This window comes from Metasolibacillus meyeri, from assembly GCF_003049505.1.
In the GTDB taxonomy this organism is placed as follows: domain Bacteria; phylum Bacillota; class Bacilli; order Bacillales_A; family Planococcaceae; genus Metasolibacillus; species Metasolibacillus meyeri.
Genome location: NZ_PYWN01000084.1, coordinates 1 through 17,054 on the forward strand (window position 1 = coordinate 1; position 17,054 = coordinate 17,054).

The following is a 17,054-nucleotide window of genomic DNA, read 5'->3' on the forward strand; positions in this document are numbered from 1 at the left end:
CTGTAAAAACCCGATTGGTGAAACTACCAATCAGTGGGGGATGAGGAAAACCCCACTGATTGAAGGTTCACTTTATCTCTTTTTTATTCAATATATGTCGGTGGACTCGCTTGATCTATCAGCAATAGCACATCATATTGCTCACGCGGTACAAAGCTTTCGGGTATAATACCCCAGCTATATGCTAGGCGTGGCTCAAACATCCATGAATTACCGCGCTCGTTTTGACAGTAGCGCATATCAATAAATGTATACGCCGTATTCACAGCAGAAAGAATATCCTCAATAGAGCCTTTTTCTAATGGGGAAACAGGCAGTACCATGCGATCATTCGTCGATAACTCTCCGCCTCCCATATAAAGCCTGATTACATAGCTTAATTTTTTCTCTTCTTCAGGTAAAAGTTCCCCCAGCATTTTTACTGGGTAAGGGGACCCCATGACTTTTGAATGTGCTTTGCGTATATGGTCATTATGCGCCCAAACAATGAATTTTTCATTCGGATACACTTCATGTGCTAGCCAAAGTAGATTTTCAAGCATCGCTTTATCACGCCATTCCATTGTTTTATAGAAAGTTGCTGGATTATTTTCTTGCAGTTCAATATTTGATTGAATTGTTAGCTCAATATACTCTTCAACAACTTGAATGCGCTGTTCGAAAACGTGTTATTTTGCATGCTGTCGATACAAATCATCCAGCGTTTCTCTCTTTCCCATAGCCCCTCCTTTCTAGCACCTTTATCTTTAACACGTTTATCTCTTTGAGATGTTACAGTAAAAAACTGTAGAAAAAGCAATTTACTTTTCCTACAGCATCTCTCAACAATATTTAAAATATCGATAAAATCCTCAACGATATAATTCGCTTGTGCTAGCTCACTGTCCTGCGCGAAATCAAAGCGAACGCCTATCGATTTTAATTGATTATGCTGAGCTGCATTAATACCTGAAGCTCGGTCCCCCACAACATAGCCTGTCTCAATATGATGTTGCTCTTTGACAAGCTGAACCAACTCTGACTTATTTCCTGAAGCTATCAAATCAATACTATAAGTATTAGTAAAGGACCAAACAACCAACTAATCGAAATAAGATACATTACAATACTTACTAAAGAAACTAAATTTGAAAAGAAATCCATTCCACTGTTTACAATTTGAATCACTTTTGTATCATTCGAATTTATTCTGCTAAGACTATTTTGAAATTCGTGGTCTTCAAACAATTCAAAAGGCAACGTCGTTGTTTTTTAAACAAGATTTTTTTAAAATTCAACTTAAAAGTATTTGTATTCTTTTGCTCTACAATTAGGGACACTTTTTGCAATAGGAAAATAACCAATGTAAGTGTAACCTCTAGTGCGAAAAAAAATATAACATCTTTTAATCCTACACTTGAACTAATATAAAAATTCACACTATTTATAAGTCTTTCAGTGCACTATATTAATACAATAGGTAAAACTCCTAATACTAACTTTATCCCTGACAACCAAAGTAGTTTCCACTTACAAATTAGCCATGTGAGTTTATATATATATATGAAGCAAATATCTTTTTTATTAATATCAAGATTATCACCATCTTGTAAAAGTAATTTATTAATAAATATTTACATTTTCAAATATATATTATAAACTAAAAATTGCAAATATTGTTACTTATTCTATGATTATACTATAATACTGCGACAACAGAGGAGTATTATCGAGTTTAATAAAATTCAACTGCCCGTCATTCAAAAATGGGAGATTCAATAATTAAAACGGAGGGATAAAATGGTTAACCTTATCACTTGTAGTCAATTAGAAAAAACGTTTGAAGGCGATGGCTCGAAAACATATGCGCTCAAAAGCACATCACTTACGTTTGAAAAGGGCGATTTTATTGCTATTATCGGTCCGTCTGGATCTGGCAAATCAACACTACTAAGCTTAATTGGTACATTAGATAGGCCCTCAAGTGGAACAATCCAGTATGACGGTGAAGAAGTCATCACAAAGAACAAAAATTCTTTAGCCGATTTTCGCTTCGAAGAAATCGGTTTTATCTTTCAACAATTCCACCTACTCCCTACTTTAACGGTACTTGAAAATGTCATGATTGCTTTTTATGGAAGAAAGGTAAATTATGATAAGCTCACTCGTGCGAAAGAAGTATTAATACAAGTAGGGTTAGAAAATAAATTCAACGCCCTTCCCTCCCAGTTATCCGGTGGTCAACAGCAACGTGTTGCCATCGCTCGTGCAATCATGCATAAACCGAGCTGGTTATTAGCCGATGAGCCAACTGGAAATCTCGATAGTGAGACAGGGGAAAAGATATTCCAGCTACTCGTTTCACTTCATGAGCAAGAAAATTGTGGAATTATTTATGTAACACATGACCCTGCCCTCGCCTCTCGTGCAAAACGTATAATTACAATGAAAGACGGTGCTGTCATACAAGATACAAAAGGAGTATCCGTATGATTAAATTTATTTTTCAAAATTGGTGGCGAAGGAAAGAGCGATTTTTCCTCTTACTAGTTGGTGTAATCATTATAAGTGCAGGACTAACCTACTTGGTCGGCTTATCAAGTCAAAGTAAAGGAACAGTAGTCGATACATTGCAGGAACGTTGGACTGCCTCGTATGACATTGTTGTTCGTCCACAAGAATCACGCTCCGTTACAGAAAATAAAAGTTTACTAGAGCCCAATTATATGAGTGGTCTGAGTGGCGGCATTAGTATGAAGCACTATGAAATCATTAAAGGGATTGAAGACGTTGAAGTTGCTGCTCCCATCGCGATGCTTGGCTACAGTGACTATAAGGTAAATTTCGGGGATGCTACTACTTTACTTGAGCCAGGTATTTATCGAAGAAAACTAACAAAGCAAATAAACAATGGGTTAACTACTAAAGAAGTAGATTCATATAATCACTTTACGTACCCAGATGATGTTTGGGATTATATGAATAAGGATGGTTCTTATGGGGCAGGTGCACCGTCCATTGATTATACGGTCTATTCACATGTTTTATTAGCAGCGATTGATCCTGAGCAGGAAAATAAACTGATTGGACTTGAAAATGCCATTGTCCAAAAAGGAACGAGTCGTTATTTCAACGAAACAGACCGCTATAATCTAATAAATCGTCTCGGAAATAATTTACATGAAATTCCAATCATCGTCAATGCACAAAACTTTGTAGATTCTACAACAAATATTTCATTTGAGCGCGTGAATATTCCTTTTACACAAGAAAACGCGAATGAAACAATGGAAAAGATAAGGGAAAATGGTGGTAGAGAATACTTACAATCACTTGAGACAACAGTCGTTGAACAAAAAAACTGGAACCAACAGGACATTTTCCAAAAATTCGTATCGAACACAACAGGTATCGATTGGGAATCGGGTGAGCAAGTAATAACTGCTTCAGATGTATTTGACCCAGGTCGTATAATCGGTATAACTTTCAAACCAAATCCAATTCAATACGAGGAAATGACAAGTCCATTCGCTGAACGCTGGCCATTTTCGTATCAAATTGTACCAATAGAAAATGGAGACGATGCAATTGGCAGTTATCGTAACTTACAAACTTATCGTGTGCCTCATTTAGCGGCAGAGGAGTTTATTGATTTACCAAAATTAAACCCGAAATTTATCGGCTTTTATGATGCAAGCAAATTAACGTTATCAATGGACCCAACAACTGAGTTACCGATGGAAACATACCGCCCTGCATCGGCAAAATTTGTAATGGACAATGAAGGAAATCCAATTAGCCCAGCAATCGACGTATTGCCAACAGATGATCCTTTAGACTTTTTAACGAATCCACCTGGCATGTTAACGACGTTAGAGGCGGCTGAAGCTATATTAGGTGAGTACCCCATTTCAACAATCCGAATTAAAGTAGCAAATGTTTCAGCGTTAAATGAGGAGAGCCAGCAAATTTTAGAGCGGGTAGCACAAGAAATTGAAGAGAAAACGGGCTTAATTACAGATATTACATTAGGCTCCTCTCCACAATTAGCCTTAACATATGTACCTGGGTTAAATGATGAAGCCGCAATTGGATGGATCGAACAACCATGGGTAAACATTGGTTCTTCTATTTCCATTTTTAAAGAGGCAAATATTGGATTTATTGCATTAATGATTAGTGTGGTCGTTGTTGCCATTACGTACGTTTGGAGTGCCAGTATCGTTAATGTGCTCGCTAGACAAAAAGAGTTTGCGGTGCTTTTAGCAATCGGTTGGCGGCCAACTAGAGTTTACCGAATGCTGTTATTAGAAGGTGTTTTAATCGGCATATTTGCAACTGCAATCTCCTGGTTAATTTTAGGGATTATTAGTGTGACGTCACAAGATGCCGTGACACCGGTACGTTTTTTACTAACAGGCATATTTGCACTTACCGTTTATATTATCGGTGCACTTTTACCGATGAATATTGTCCGTAAAATATCTCCGTATGAAGCGATGCGTGAGGGTGAAATAACGGTAAACGGAAAACGTATTTTACGCGCTAATTCTATTTATGCGATTGCAGCGAATCATTTCCTAACAAAATGGAAGCGCAGTGCCTTATCCGTATTAGCGATTGCTTTACCCTCAACTTTACTAGCAGTCTTTTTATATATTACTGTTCGAATGCAAGGTGTCATGTTTACGTCACTTCTTGGCGAGTATGTAGCATTTGAGGTCGGTACGTTCCATTACGTGGCGATTGCAATTGCCCTACTCATTGCTCTTTTAACGACTGCTGAAATTAACTGGCAAAACGTGTCTGAAAGGCAGCAAGAAATTGGTGTTTTACAAGCAATTGGTTGGCGAAGACATTCTATTCGGAAGTTAATCTTAGCTGAAGGTCTATACACAGGATTAACCGCTATGATCTTTGTTGTCATCGTTGCAACCGGAATTGTTTTCTTCTTATACGAGGAATTTACCTTATTTGGTGTTACTTTAATCGTACTATCATCATTCGTTCCAATTGTAACAGGTGTTATCGGAACACTTATTCCAGCAGAACGTGCAAGCCGTTTAACCCCAATGAATGGGATTCGAGGCGTTCAAAAAACGAGTGTTAAAAAGGAAAAGCTCATACGAAGAGGTATGGTCGTTGCGATGGCCGTTTTCATTATGGCATTTAGCACAGTCATGACCCAAGTAATTATAAACATCGCTAAAACAGAAGAGAGTAAAGTTGCAGTCGACTACACTCCTACTGAAGGAGGAACTGCAACACCAGTATCATCTGGCTCTACAGGTAACAATTCAACTGAAGTAGAAAGTCCAAAACCTGATTATGTGCCTCTTTCCGCCAGTGATTATGATTTTGAAATTTCATCAAAAGTAACGAGTGATGAAGCACATCGAGACAATAAAAAATTCTTTTATTTTGAAGCGAAAAAGGTGAATGAAAGTCCATTAACGATTGAATACACGTTTGCAACACGAGATAATCTTTCCTTTTACATGAAACCAAAAATGCATTTTTATATTAAACAAGATGATGAACAATATCGCCCGAAATCTGTAGAAATAGTAGAAGTTGTCGGGTTAAGTGAGGAAAATTTTTTAGAGCCATATGGGAATGGAATGATTCGAGCAGTGTTGACTTTTGAAGACGTTGATCCAGCGAAAGAATTCTATTTTGTATATAGTAACTACAGACAAACAGGCAGAGGATTTGCGATTCGATTTGATCCTGAATAAGGGATATAACCACAACAACAATTGCGCTAAAGCGCCCGTCTAACTTTGAGTGGATCTACGTCAAGTTTTTAAACACACTGTGCTTAAATTTTTTCTTGTGGCAACATCCCGAATAGATCGTTCTACATCCCAAGTAGCCTGTCAAAGTGAAAGGAGCCTTTGACCACCTACTTGGGAGTAGAGCGAAAAAATACGGATGTTGCTACACAAAAATATTTGGGGGATTTGCCTCGCCCAGGTTTACGCTGCTGCTCGGCAGATGTTTGATTGATGTTGCCATCGCCCAACCGGCTTTCAAATGCCAATACATTGAAGCCTAGCACTTAATGCAAAATTGAATCGAACGCGTTTTGACTAAGCTCTAAATTTCCCTACACCATGCGCACTCTCGCCTGAAAACACAAGGTGCTAATCATGCAGCAACGGCTTGAGCATTTCTACATTTTCAAAATCATCGGTTGGTTGAATCGATGTCAGCTTATATGCATGATCATTAGCCCACTCCTTCCATTCCTCTATCGTTTCATCTACTGTACTTGTCTGCTGCACCTCCGCTGAAAGATTAGGCACGCTAATATTACTTGCCAAAATAAATGATTTGCATGCCCCAAACCAAACCAATTGCAGTAAAAATAACAAACATATATTTCGCCTGTAGTGAATTAAAAACTCTCCTCATTCTTTCACCCGATAGCCAATGCCGCGAATCGTCCCGATAATAATCGGCTGTGCAGGATTGATTTCAATTTTTTCTCGCGAATAGCGAATATGTACCATTAACGTTTTATCTCCTTCTATATATACCTCACCCCACACATTTTCATAGAGCTGTTCCTTCGTTAAAATTTGATTTAAATGGCGAATAAAATATTGAAATAAATAATATTGCTTGCCTGTTAGCTGAATTTCTTCCTGTATTTGCTGGTTAATGATTCGCATATCCTTCGTATACACTGTTAAATGCCCAATCGTTAATTGCGTCTCATTCTTTTGAAAACGTCTTAACAACACCTCAACACGTGCGATTAATTCATCTGGGTGAAAGGGCTTTGTTAAATAATCGTCGGCAAAGCTTAATCCTTCTAACTTATCCTCTACAGCTGTCCTCGTAGAAAGCATTAAAATCGGCAATTCACTATTTTTATTTTTTAACCTCTTCCCAATCGAAAAACCATCCAAGCTGAGAAGCATGACGTCCAACACAACAACGTCTACTAGCTCAATATATTGCTCAGCACCTTCTCCAGATGTAAGCCATGTCACCTCATAACCACGCTCCGTTAGCTCCTTCTTCACCCAATTACCAATCTCTACTTCATCTTCTATGTATAATATATGTGTCATTTGCTCCATCTCCTAGCCCACAGAAAATAACAAAAAGTCCTGATTTGCAACAACCAAAGCTTTTCCACCCATTATTTTTTCAAGCGTATAACAATCATCTCACAATCCTCCATCGCTTCAAGGCTATGCTCGAGCATTAACAGTGCATCGGCATCAAGTTCAGTTACTTGCTCCTCAACTTTAAATTTCACACGCCCTTTACGACATACAATGAACACCTTACCTGTTATAGTACTCTCCGTTAATACGAGATAAATAGCTCTAACAAAAAATTGAATCTTTTATATCTTTCAATCGTATAAAATAGTAATTAAACCTCGGTGTATCTTCCAAACAAAATTTTAGCAGTTAAATCAAATACACAAAGGCTTAATTGCGTCTAGATTGTTCTGAGCTTACTCTATCCTAAAATCGTCACAACACGTGCTGATGGATTTACTAATCTCCATCTGTGACACCTTTCAGAGACTTAACTTAAAAGCCTCCGTTCAAAATAAAACAAGGAGTGATACTATGTTATGGATACTCGGTATTCCTTTTTTCGTTCTTGGCATCGCTAATGATGATCGAACATTTCTTATACTTGGCATCACACTATCCATTGTTTTTTACTTTGCTAAAGATCGGTCCAAAAAACAGAAGCCGTAAATGTTACGCTAATATAAAGCCCACCAACCTCAGTCTTTTGAGATTGGTGGGCTTTAAGTTTTCCTTCCATTCATCTTAGCCTCTTTTTTCACACAAAAAAATGCAATTCTCACAAATTTGAATTGCATTTTCTACTTAGCTTTCATCATTTATTTTTTGCTTATGCAAATACATTTGACGATCCGCTATATTCAATAATTGTTTAACTGTCACACCGTCTTGTGGGAAGCATGCATAACCAATACTTGTTGAGATAGAAATAGATTCATTTTCAATGATAAATGGCTCTACTAATAGCTCATGAATCTTCGCGATTTGTTCATCGTGCTCCTCAATAGAAGAAATATTTTCAACTAATAGCACAAATTCGTCACCACCAAGGCGAGCAAAAACAGATTGGTCATTTGTCAATTGTTGACACCGCTCTGCTACCATTTGTAAGAGCTGGTCGCCTTGCGTATGTCCAAAGTTATCGTTAACGGATTTGAAGCCATTTAAGTCTAGGAAAAATAATGTGAATACCGCATCTTCCTGTTCCGTTAAGTTTTCAATTCGATCGACAATATATTTTCGGTTTGGTAAATTCGTTAAGCTATCATAAAAAGCAAAGCGCTCTAAGCTTTTCGTAAACCCTATTGAATTTTGTAACGATTTGTTAAGCTTGCGAATTCGCTCATAGTGATTTGTGACATCATGAATTTCTAGCATTACATATATTTGATTGTCCAATTCAATATGCCTTACCAACATATTTTGTCGCATTTTCTTTGTACGTTCACCATCACCATCTATAAAGTATTCATGCATTGCTGCCGAGCAAAAGTTCTTTTGCTTATTCGAGAGTGCTTGTTCGAACATACGAATATAAATTTCTTTATTTAATCGTGGAATAACTTGTGTTATATGTTGCCCTTTGACATTGCTCTCATCTTGACCTGTAAATTTTCTTAACCAGTCATTCCATAATTGAATATTCAATTGCTCATCTAGCAAAATAATTCCGTTGTCTAACTGATTAATAATAGTCAAATATAAATTATTCATCTACGTCCCTACTAATCTCATCTACTTTTTGTATTAAAAACTCTATCGACTCCAATGAGAATTTAATTAAAATGAGACCGATTACTTCGGATTCATCTACACTGAAATTTACATATAACAATAATATGTTACTTTCCCGTGTGTTGAAAAATGCTTTACTAAATTCCCCTTGTTCATGCAATACTACTTGTGGTACATCGTAATCTAACTTCATTTCAAGAAGGCTACCCATACCTCCCATTATTGCATTCAAAATAATATTTCCTATTTCTTTTACTACATCAAAATCCTCATCGCTAAAAGAGGATTCCTCAGCTTCCATTGTATATTCCTCACCTAAGCAAAGTGCAGTCACATATTTAATTTGCTCAGTTGGAAAAATAAACTCAGCTCTACCCGAGAAGACGTTACCAAATTTTAACGAAGTAGATAAAATTGTTCCATTTAAAATAGGTATTAAATTTTCTCTATCCTCAGCGTTTAAGTCATTAACTGATAATAACTCTACTTCTGGAACAGATAGATAAATTCTTTTTTGAAGAATTTCTGACAGCAAGCTAGCTGCTTCACCGACAAACACATTGTACATTTCCTTTAATATATCTTCTTGCGTAGTTGTAAGCATGGATTTCACCCTTCTATCAACTGCTTAATTTCTCCAAGCTTATCAACATTTATTGGTTTGTTAATAAATGTTAAAGCTCCAGCAGCTAAAGCCTCTTCACGAACCGTTACTTGTACATCTGCTGAAAGTACAATGATTCTAGCGTTTGGAAACTTGTCAATAAGTTGAACAATCGCTTCCTGTCCAGTCATATTTGGCATTAACAAATCCATAAATACCAAATCAGGTAAAAAAGTCCCGTATTTTTCTATACACTCAACACCATCATCCGCAGTTTCATATATAGCATTCGGGTATATTGTTTTTAATGTTTTTATCGTTATTTTTTGAGAGAATGCAGAGTCATCAACAACAAGTATTTTCATAAACTTCCCCTTTTCTTATATACTTATTTATTTAATAATAACATATCTATTAGTCATTTCAAATCACACAAATACAACATTACCAAAAACGACACGATTTTATAGGACAATAAAACTAAAAAACAAGTACAACATAGAGCCTTATTGCTCACAATCAAGTAATTGCACATTAATAAAAATGATATATAAAATGGTTAAATAAAACAAATATAATCTTCATTACATATTTATCCACTTAAAAGCTACACTAATTCATTCTCACATAAAACAGTTGCTCTATCCCTCAACACTAACAATAGCAAATCAATAATTCCAACGTACTATATAGCCTTAATACAATCATAATGGAGCTACCTATACAAGTTAACTAAAATTTTAGCCAAGATGCTATAATATTTAAATGTGTAATTAAGTCACCTTGACACCTCGTAGTAGCTTATCTAGATTGATAGGCATTGACCGACAAACCATTACTATCTAATAATAGGAGGATATATGATGAATATTTTTGAATACCAACAATGGATTACCGAGTTTTATAAAAAGCGCAATTGGTATGGATTAAGTCCATTCATTCGAGTAAATTTTTTAACAGAAGAAGTAGGCGAAGTTTCGAGAGCCATTCGTACAATTGAGATTGGGCGTGACCGTCCAGACGAAACCGCGCTAACCAAAACCGAGCAAATCGAAAATTTAAAGGAAGAGCTTGGTGATGTATTAGATAACCTATTTATACTAGCCGACAAATATAATATCGACTTAACAGAGATTATGATAAGCCATAAAGAAAAGCTAACAAATCGCTATAAATGAAGTAAACTATTAATTACTTAACTGAAGATAGTTTCTTTGATAATAGCTGTGAGTTGAGCAAGTGAACGGTGCCGTTCTATTAAATACAAATCTACATAGGTTTGATTATCATCCGCTTTTATATAGGAAAATTTTAGATAGCATCAACTGCAGTTTATCTTGTCCTTTGCGCTACACCTTTTATACCTCTTTTCAAGGAAAATACTTGGAAAGTCAAACTTATACCTGATTTTCCAAGTAACTTTTGTTTCATTAGCTTGTAATCGCGCTCAGTGGTGTTATTTTGGGTATAGCAATATTATCTGATTTAATAGGAAAATACATAATTATATCCTCATTGCTTTTCCATACTTCAAAATCATAATTCGCATTTAAAATAATACCTGCTTCTTCAAAATGATTGTAAATCTCCTCATATACTTGATCTATACTTTTCGCAGAGCCTTGTTCATTGTATATATAGGATACCCCTGTAGAGCTTGGTATAACTAATTTTGAAAGATGCTTACTGTCAGGCTCCTTTTGACAACATCCCCCTAAAAAGGTTATGAATCGATCGCTACTAACATTATACTCTTCAGGATAAATCTGTACCAAATAAACATCGCTAACCGTTTGCATATCTAAATGATGGCTTAAATATTTTTTCATTGATTCTATAATCGCCAACTCACTATCTTCCTTTAGAGAATGTTTAACGGCAATACCATAAATATTAAGCGAATTTACTATATTCCTGTCACTTTCCATGATTAGATTAACTTCCAGCATAATTAGTTCACTACCTCCACTACTTCATTAATGATATTTATGTGAACCATCGCAGGTAGGCATCCGCTTCGAAAATCCACAAACGCAATCGCGCAAGCCTTTGCCTGCTAAAATACGCGACATATTTTTTTCGATGCGTGCTGTTTTCGTCTTGGATTGCTTTGCTTGTGTGAAATGATAAATATATTCTCGTCGCCTACCAGGTGTCAATGCCTCAAAAGCCTCTTGAAATGCGGTATCTTCCGCAAATTTACTTTGCAGCTCTTCTGGCATTTCGACTTCCGCTCCCTTTTTCACTTCTACCTTTAATCCAGCTTCTTCAACTTTAATCGCTTCGTTAATATATGCCTTTATAGTTGGCTCAAGATTCTGTATTTCCTGCAAGCTTTTAAAGCGAATTTGACGAGCTGCTTGTACCTTTTCGGTTTGTTGCACTAAAATCCCTTCCAAGTCCGCTAATAATGCACCCTGATGGAAAAGCAATGCACAGTACTCTTTAAAACCATGAATCAGCACAATATTTTTATTTTGTAATGTATAGCAAGGATGCTTCCACTTGAAATCTTCTGTTAAGCCACTATCTAACACAATTTCCCTCAATAACTCAAACTCCTGCTTCCATGTCGTGGTGGTATTTAAAAACTCATCTACCTTTGGGTTCGTCATTTTGTATCCCCTCATCAAATGTAGAATCAATTGCCTCTCGGTCATAGTCCAAAATCCAAGCGTTAAAGTCTGTATACATATACTTTATAATTTCTGCTGAAGGGGCTAATAAATCACACCCTCGATCATCATACACATGAAAAATTGTATTTTTTGTCATATTAATAAAATAAACACGACCCGGCAATTGTGGGGTTATCCCCATATCTATATTACATAGCGCCTGTATCATTTGCACATACTTTACCTCCGCTACTTTACACGGCAATATGAAACGATGCGTCCACACCATTGGGTCATCTCCATCTTCTTGAAAAACCATATGACTCATTTTATATAAACTATTTTTATTTCTAATGTATGGTGTAAAAAAATTAAATTTCTTGTTAAGGCGACCTACACTGTAACCATCTACAACAACCAGCAAATCATCATCCATATCATGTAATGCCTTAAACAATGTGATGGCTCGCTCATAAACCCCTCGCATATACGCCGCGCTGCCCACTTTTGAATCGCCTGTCCCTAATTCATAGCGAATACCTACAGGCCATTTGTAAAATAATCCTGGCTCTAAATGTAGTTTTGGGAATACTTTTTCTAAATAGCTATTCATTTAATTCTCCTTCTCTCTTCCAGATACCTTTTGTGCATGATAATAAATTAGAACCCGTATCTATATCAAGGAAATCATCTAGCTCACGATTATCTTTAACATTAGCATAACATACACGCCCAAGTAGGCAGTCTACATGTAAATAGAAATAGTCCTCTTTAAACTCATACATAATAGCTAAAACAAAATATAGAAATAGACAGGCCTCTACCAAGGAAATACAAATACTAACTAACAACAATCCTATCTCTATCTAAAATATTTTAATGAATTGTCCAGCCTTGATGTGTATAGCTATACTTCATTTATACACAGGAATGATTGGCATATTACATCCTCTATTTACTAAACCTTCACAAACTCTTTGAAAAGATAGATAGACTTCATATAATCTATTATATAGAATAAGACTATACACGCTTTATTATAGAATTATTTGGAATTTTAAGGTGCATTTTTACCCGAAAGATGGATTTAGGAGGACTTTCTTATGAAACAAATCTTCAGAAATATCAAAATCCGCTTTAAAGTTAGCTTCATTATACTCATCACTACTATTTTCTTATTTATTCTTACTGCCCTAAACTACATGAATAGTTCTACAAATATGAAAAATTCTATTCATAATGAAATGTCATTAACTTTAGATAATACATCAGAAGCTGTATTAGGAAAATTGCACTCGCACGAACAAATGATGCTGAGCACGAAATCTTCCTTAGAAGCAAGAAAAGACTTAATAACACGTGATGAAGCAAAGTTGTATTTTGAAAAAATATTACCACTTAATAAGGAAACATTTGGTATGGGCATTTGGTACAACACTGATATTTTGAATGAATACTTTGGACCATACTCTTATAAAGAAGACAATAACATCGTATATACAAATGTTTATGAGGATGCGAATTATGATTACCCCACAACTGAATGGTATGAACTTGGACTTGCATCTGATGCTGTATTATGGACAGCGCCCTATTTTGATGAAGCGCTTCAGCAAACATTTATTACAGCAGCTATCCAAATTACACAAGGCGTAAAGCCCATTGGCGTCCTATCGGGCGATTACGTATTGAACTCCATTCAAGAAATTGTTTCCGATGTCAAAATTGGCAATAGCGGTTATGCCTTTTTAGTAGATAATGATGGCGTATTTTTAACACATCCCGACATTGAAAAAGTAAACTCAACATCGATGCAGGAGTATTTATCGATACCTATAGCGCAAATTGCTCAAGATGAAGGTTCCTTTGATGCCACTATAGAAGGAGAACCTTATCTCATCCATTATCAAAAAGTTGATGGTATGCCTTGGAAGGTCGTACTGTTAGCCTCAGCGACAGAAATGTATGCCCCACTAAAGCAATCTTTAACAATGCAAATCACGATTAGCGCTATATTATTACTGCTATTGATTGCTGTGCTTATTGTTATTAATAAATATATTACAAAAGGAATTGACCGAATAAATAGCCATTTAAATATTTTATCTACTGGCGATTTAACAAAAAAGATGGTCGTCGACTCAAAAGATGAATTTGGTGAAATGGCAACCTCTTATAATACGGCATTGGATTCACTCGTTCATATTATGAACCATATTCACTCTAGTTCTGAAACGGTCGCTGCCACTTCCGAGCAATTAACAGCAAGCGTCAATGAAGTCCATGTTTCAATCACAAACGTTGCAAATTCAATGGTTGAATTGACTGAAGATAGCACCAAGCAATATGAAATGAATGAGCGATTAAATCAAGTGACGCTTGCTATTACAGACAATATGGAAAAGTTCTCAGCTACGTTACAGGCGGTTGTGCAAAGCTCGCTCTCCACTGTTCAAGCTGCTACTAACGGTGCAACGCAAATTCACGACTTTGTCTCAGATATAACAAGCTTACATGAGCAAGTGGAAGCAAGTACCCATCTTGTTATTCAATTAAAAGAGGAATCAGAAAAAATCGGCATGATGAGCTCACTTATTTCAACAATTGCTAATCAAACAAATTTATTATCGCTAAACGCCTCTATTGAAGCTGCAAGGGCTGGAGAAACGGGGAAAGGCTTTGCCGTAGTAGCTGGAGAAGTGAAAAAGTTAGCCGAACAAACAGGTGACACATCAAACGACATTGCTACAATGGTGCATAAAATACAAGCCGAAATCGAAACGGCCGTAACAATGATGAGTAAAAGTCGAGAAATTGCTCAAGAAGGGATTACCTCTGTAAAACAAACAGGCAGTATTTTTGAAGAAATCGAAGCGGCTGTTCATAATTTGAAGCAGATGATTGATGTGACAAGTGATTATACAACACAAGTATTTTCAGAGCTACAGTCAATCTCTTCCGTCGTCAGCGAATTACGGGCACAGGCAGCTATAGCAAATGATCATACATTAAGCGTATCTGCTACAACAGAAGAACAATCCGCAACAATGGCTGAAATGGCCGATGCCTCTGAGCAATTAGCTCAGCTAGCACAATCCTTACAACTAGAAATTAATCGTTTTCAAATAAGATCCTAACGAAGGTTAGATGAAATAAAAGGACACAGGTCAATTTATGATCTGTGTCCTCTTATTATATAAATGTCACCAATTTCTTAAACTCTAAACTTCTGAATTTGCTCCTGTAAATCTTGCGCGTTGTCGCTTAAATTCACAGCCACGCTACTTATTTCATCCATTGTGGCAGCCTGCTCCTGCATTGCGGCTACGACCATATCAATATCAGTAGCTGACTCTACTACACCTGTAGCAATTTCATTGACAGATGCTGATACTTGTTCTGCACTTGCTGATAATTGCTCGGATGTGGCAGAGATATCTTCGATTTGTGTTGTCATATGCGTTACTGCTTCCTCAATCGCATGGAATGCTTCTCCCGCTTGACCAATAATCTCAACACCGTCTTTCACGGATAGAAGGGAGTGATTTACAGCCGCCTCTACACTTTCTGTATCTGACTGAATTTCAGTCGTTAACGTAACAATCGTATTGGCAGAGTTTTTTGATTCCTCTGCTAGCTTGCGTACTTCATCTGCCACAACCGCAAAGCCTTTACCATGCTCGCCGGCACGTGCTGCCTCTATTGCTGCATTCAGTGCAAGTAGGTTTGTTTGCTCTGTAATATCAGTAATAACCTGTGTCATTTGGCTAATCTCTTCGGTTTGCTTTGATAGCTTTTGTACAAGTTCATTTACTTGCGTTGTCGATGTATTAATTATTTCCATTTGCTGCTTCGCTTTATTGATAATACTGCTACCACTCGTAGCTGTTGTACTCGCATCTACAGAGCTCGTCTGCAAATCTTGAGCAGCCTCAGCGATACGTTGTACACCGACAGCCGTTTCTTCCATTGCTCTTGCACTTTCATTGGCTGCATCAGAGGCTGTTTTTGTAATTTCCGCTGTATTTGCAGCGCGATTTGTCACATCTGCTGTCGTTGCTGTCACTTCCTCAGTACTCGCTGATAACTGCTCAGCTGCTGCACTTAATTGCTCGGAATTTGATTGAACATTGCCAAGCAAGTTTTTCAAATTGCCTTTCATTAAATTGAATGCTGTGGCAAGTTGGCCTATTTCATCCTTCGATTGCACAACGATATCTCGCTCTGTCAAATCTCCCTCAGCAATAACATTTGTCGATTTAACAATACGTATTAACGGCTTTGTTATTGTTTGCTTAACAAAAATAACAAGACCAATTCCAATTAATAACGCGATAGCAGTTAAAATAGCTGTCATAATTTTAGCTGTCGTCAATGCTACAGCAGAGTCTTTCGAAATTTTATCCAAGCTCTCATCTTGATATATTAGCATTTGATCGGCAATGCTTAAAATTTCTGTGTTAATTGCTTCTAATTCATTATTTACAATATCTTGGGCTTTACTCACATGACGCCCTTTTATAGCCGTAAAAAAATCTTCAGAAGTAGTATTAAATTGAGCAACTTTCTCTTTTATATCCATATGATGATCCATCATCGTTTCTGATCTTATCAGTTCCCCTAGCTCAGCCAATTTTGTTTGTAATAACTCCTGATTGGCAACAAAGTTATCCTCATTTTCTCTAGAGGCTTTTAATGCTACAGCACGTATATAAGCCCCTTGTGCCGCTACACCAAAACGAATATCGTCAACAAGACGAATTTGAGTCACTCGATTCTCAAGTGCTTCTTCCATTTTACTGCCCACGTTACTAAAATTCATTAACCCCGATACTACTATAATCAAAAGTAAAAAAATTATTGAAAAGAATACTATATTTAACTTCTTACCAACACTCATTTTCTTCCTCCTTCATAACACTAACCTTTTTCATTATGCCAAGCCTGTATTTGTTGTGCAATAATGCATTGGTATGAGAAGCGTTAATTCCAAAGGCGAACTTCATTATCGAAGACCTATTTAATGGGATTAATTTGTATAATATAAGGTTTTAATAC

15 protein-coding genes are annotated in these 17,054 nt (G+C 36.5%); 4 read left to right on the plus strand and 11 right to left on the minus strand.

The window, feature by feature from the left end:
• Positions 1–83 precede the first annotated feature (83 nt).
• Together C9J34_RS12880 and C9J34_RS22405 are read right to left on the minus strand one after the other, a co-directional pair.
• Positions 84–650 carry an erythromycin esterase family protein gene (locus C9J34_RS12880; RefSeq protein ID WP_338016215.1) on the minus strand — a complete coding sequence of 189 codons (567 nt, stop codon included), beginning with the start codon at positions 648–650 and terminating at the stop codon, positions 84–86.
• Positions 620–1,015 carry an HAD hydrolase-like protein gene (locus tag C9J34_RS22405; RefSeq protein WP_238600650.1) on the minus strand — a complete coding sequence of 132 codons (396 nt, stop codon included), beginning with the start codon at positions 1,013–1,015 and terminating at the stop codon, positions 620–622. Before C9J34_RS22405 ends, C9J34_RS12880 begins: the two co-directional genes overlap by 31 nt.
• Before the next feature lie 764 nt (positions 1,016–1,779).
• Here C9J34_RS22405 and C9J34_RS12890 point away from each other — a divergent pair.
• A complete protein-coding gene (locus C9J34_RS12890) occupies positions 1,780–2,472 on the plus strand; it encodes an ABC transporter ATP-binding protein (protein ID WP_107840398.1) in 693 nt (230 codons plus the stop codon).
• Positions 2,469–5,717: an ABC transporter permease gene (locus tag C9J34_RS12895; protein ID WP_107840400.1), complete on the plus strand. Its 3,249-nt coding sequence runs from the start codon at positions 2,469–2,471 to the stop codon at positions 5,715–5,717. The genes C9J34_RS12890 and C9J34_RS12895 overlap by 4 nt, the downstream gene beginning before the upstream one ends.
• 408 nt (positions 5,718–6,125) lie before the next feature.
• Here C9J34_RS12895 and C9J34_RS12900 read toward each other — a convergent pair whose 3' ends face one another.
• From C9J34_RS12900 to C9J34_RS12920, 5 genes are all read right to left on the minus strand, one after another.
• Entirely contained in the window at positions 6,126–6,356 is a 231-nt protein-coding gene (locus C9J34_RS12900) for a hypothetical protein (protein ID WP_107840402.1), read from the minus strand.
• Between the two features lie 36 nt (positions 6,357–6,392).
• Complete coding sequence (locus tag C9J34_RS12905; protein WP_107840404.1) at positions 6,393–7,061, minus strand: response regulator transcription factor; 669 nt, start codon at positions 7,059–7,061, stop codon at positions 6,393–6,395.
• 783 nt (positions 7,062–7,844) lie between these two features.
• Complete coding sequence (locus tag C9J34_RS12910) at positions 7,845–8,753, minus strand: diguanylate cyclase domain-containing protein (RefSeq protein ID WP_107840406.1); 909 nt, start codon at positions 8,751–8,753, stop codon at positions 7,845–7,847.
• Positions 8,746–9,378 (minus strand): chemotaxis protein CheC, encoded by a 633-nt coding sequence (locus tag C9J34_RS12915; protein ID WP_107840408.1) that lies wholly within the window; start codon positions 9,376–9,378, stop codon positions 8,746–8,748. Before C9J34_RS12915 ends, C9J34_RS12910 begins: the two co-directional genes overlap by 8 nt.
• A gap of 5 nt (positions 9,379–9,383) precedes the next feature.
• Positions 9,384–9,743 carry a response regulator gene (locus C9J34_RS12920; protein WP_107840410.1) on the minus strand — a complete coding sequence of 120 codons (360 nt, stop codon included), beginning with the start codon at positions 9,741–9,743 and terminating at the stop codon, positions 9,384–9,386.
• 498 nt (positions 9,744–10,241) lie between these two features.
• Here C9J34_RS12920 and C9J34_RS12925 point away from each other — a divergent pair, with 498 nt between their 5' ends.
• Complete coding sequence (locus C9J34_RS12925) at positions 10,242–10,556, plus strand: MazG nucleotide pyrophosphohydrolase domain-containing protein (RefSeq protein ID WP_107840412.1); 315 nt, start codon at positions 10,242–10,244, stop codon at positions 10,554–10,556.
• A gap of 252 nt (positions 10,557–10,808) precedes the next feature.
• Here the strand turns inward: C9J34_RS12925 and C9J34_RS12930 are convergent, their stop codons facing one another.
• From C9J34_RS12930 to C9J34_RS12940, 3 genes are read right to left on the minus strand one after another with little or no spacing between them, the layout of a single operon-like run.
• Positions 10,809–11,327 carry a GyrI-like domain-containing protein gene (locus C9J34_RS12930; RefSeq protein WP_107840415.1) on the minus strand — a complete coding sequence of 173 codons (519 nt, stop codon included), beginning with the start codon at positions 11,325–11,327 and terminating at the stop codon, positions 10,809–10,811.
• Positions 11,328–11,354: 27 nt separating this feature from the next.
• The gene (locus tag C9J34_RS12935; RefSeq protein ID WP_238600651.1) at positions 11,355–11,993 is read right to left on the minus strand and encodes a DUF1801 domain-containing protein; all 639 of its coding nucleotides are present in this window, start codon (positions 11,991–11,993) and stop codon (positions 11,355–11,357) included.
• Entirely contained in the window at positions 11,971–12,609 is a 639-nt protein-coding gene (locus tag C9J34_RS12940) for a DUF3885 domain-containing protein (RefSeq protein WP_107840419.1), read from the minus strand. Before C9J34_RS12940 ends, C9J34_RS12935 begins: the two co-directional genes overlap by 23 nt.
• 490 nt (positions 12,610–13,099) lie before the next feature.
• Here C9J34_RS12940 and C9J34_RS12950 point away from each other — a divergent pair, with 490 nt between their 5' ends.
• Positions 13,100–15,133: a methyl-accepting chemotaxis protein gene (locus C9J34_RS12950; protein WP_107840423.1), complete on the plus strand. Its 2,034-nt coding sequence runs from the start codon at positions 13,100–13,102 to the stop codon at positions 15,131–15,133.
• Between the two features lie 77 nt (positions 15,134–15,210).
• On the opposite strand, the gene C9J34_RS12955 is transcribed toward C9J34_RS12950, so the two are convergent.
• Positions 15,211–16,896, minus strand: a complete 1,686-nt coding sequence (locus C9J34_RS12955) for a methyl-accepting chemotaxis protein (protein ID WP_107840425.1) — start codon at positions 16,894–16,896, stop codon at positions 15,211–15,213.
• Positions 16,897–17,054 lie beyond the last annotated feature (158 nt).

Bases quoted from the DNA above. Each gene is read 5' to 3' on its own strand.
- C9J34_RS12890 (WP_107840398.1), top strand. From the start codon at position 1,780: ATGGTTAACCTTATCACTTGTAGTCAATTAGAAAAAACGTTTGAAGGC.
- C9J34_RS12895 (WP_107840400.1), top strand. From the start codon at position 2,469: ATGATTAAATTTATTTTTCAAAATTGGTGGCGAAGGAAAGAGCGATTT.
- C9J34_RS12905 (WP_107840404.1), bottom strand. From the start codon at position 7,061: ATGACACATATATTATACATAGAAGATGAAGTAGAGATTGGTAATTGG.
- C9J34_RS12910 (WP_107840406.1), bottom strand. From the start codon at position 8,753: ATGAATAATTTATATTTGACTATTATTAATCAGTTAGACAACGGAATT.
- C9J34_RS12915 (WP_107840408.1), bottom strand. From the start codon at position 9,378: ATGCTTACAACTACGCAAGAAGATATATTAAAGGAAATGTACAATGTG.
- C9J34_RS12920 (WP_107840410.1), bottom strand. From the start codon at position 9,743: ATGAAAATACTTGTTGTTGATGACTCTGCATTCTCTCAAAAAATAACG.
- C9J34_RS12925 (WP_107840412.1), top strand. From the start codon at position 10,242: ATGAATATTTTTGAATACCAACAATGGATTACCGAGTTTTATAAAAAG.
- C9J34_RS12930 (WP_107840415.1), bottom strand. From the start codon at position 11,327: ATGCTGGAAGTTAATCTAATCATGGAAAGTGACAGGAATATAGTAAAT.
- C9J34_RS12935 (WP_238600651.1), bottom strand. From the start codon at position 11,993: ATGACGAACCCAAAGGTAGATGAGTTTTTAAATACCACCACGACATGG.
- C9J34_RS12940 (WP_107840419.1), bottom strand. From the start codon at position 12,609: ATGAATAGCTATTTAGAAAAAGTATTCCCAAAACTACATTTAGAGCCA.
- C9J34_RS12950 (WP_107840423.1), top strand. From the start codon at position 13,100: ATGAAACAAATCTTCAGAAATATCAAAATCCGCTTTAAAGTTAGCTTC.
- C9J34_RS12955 (WP_107840425.1), bottom strand. From the start codon at position 16,896: ATGAGTGTTGGTAAGAAGTTAAATATAGTATTCTTTTCAATAATTTTT.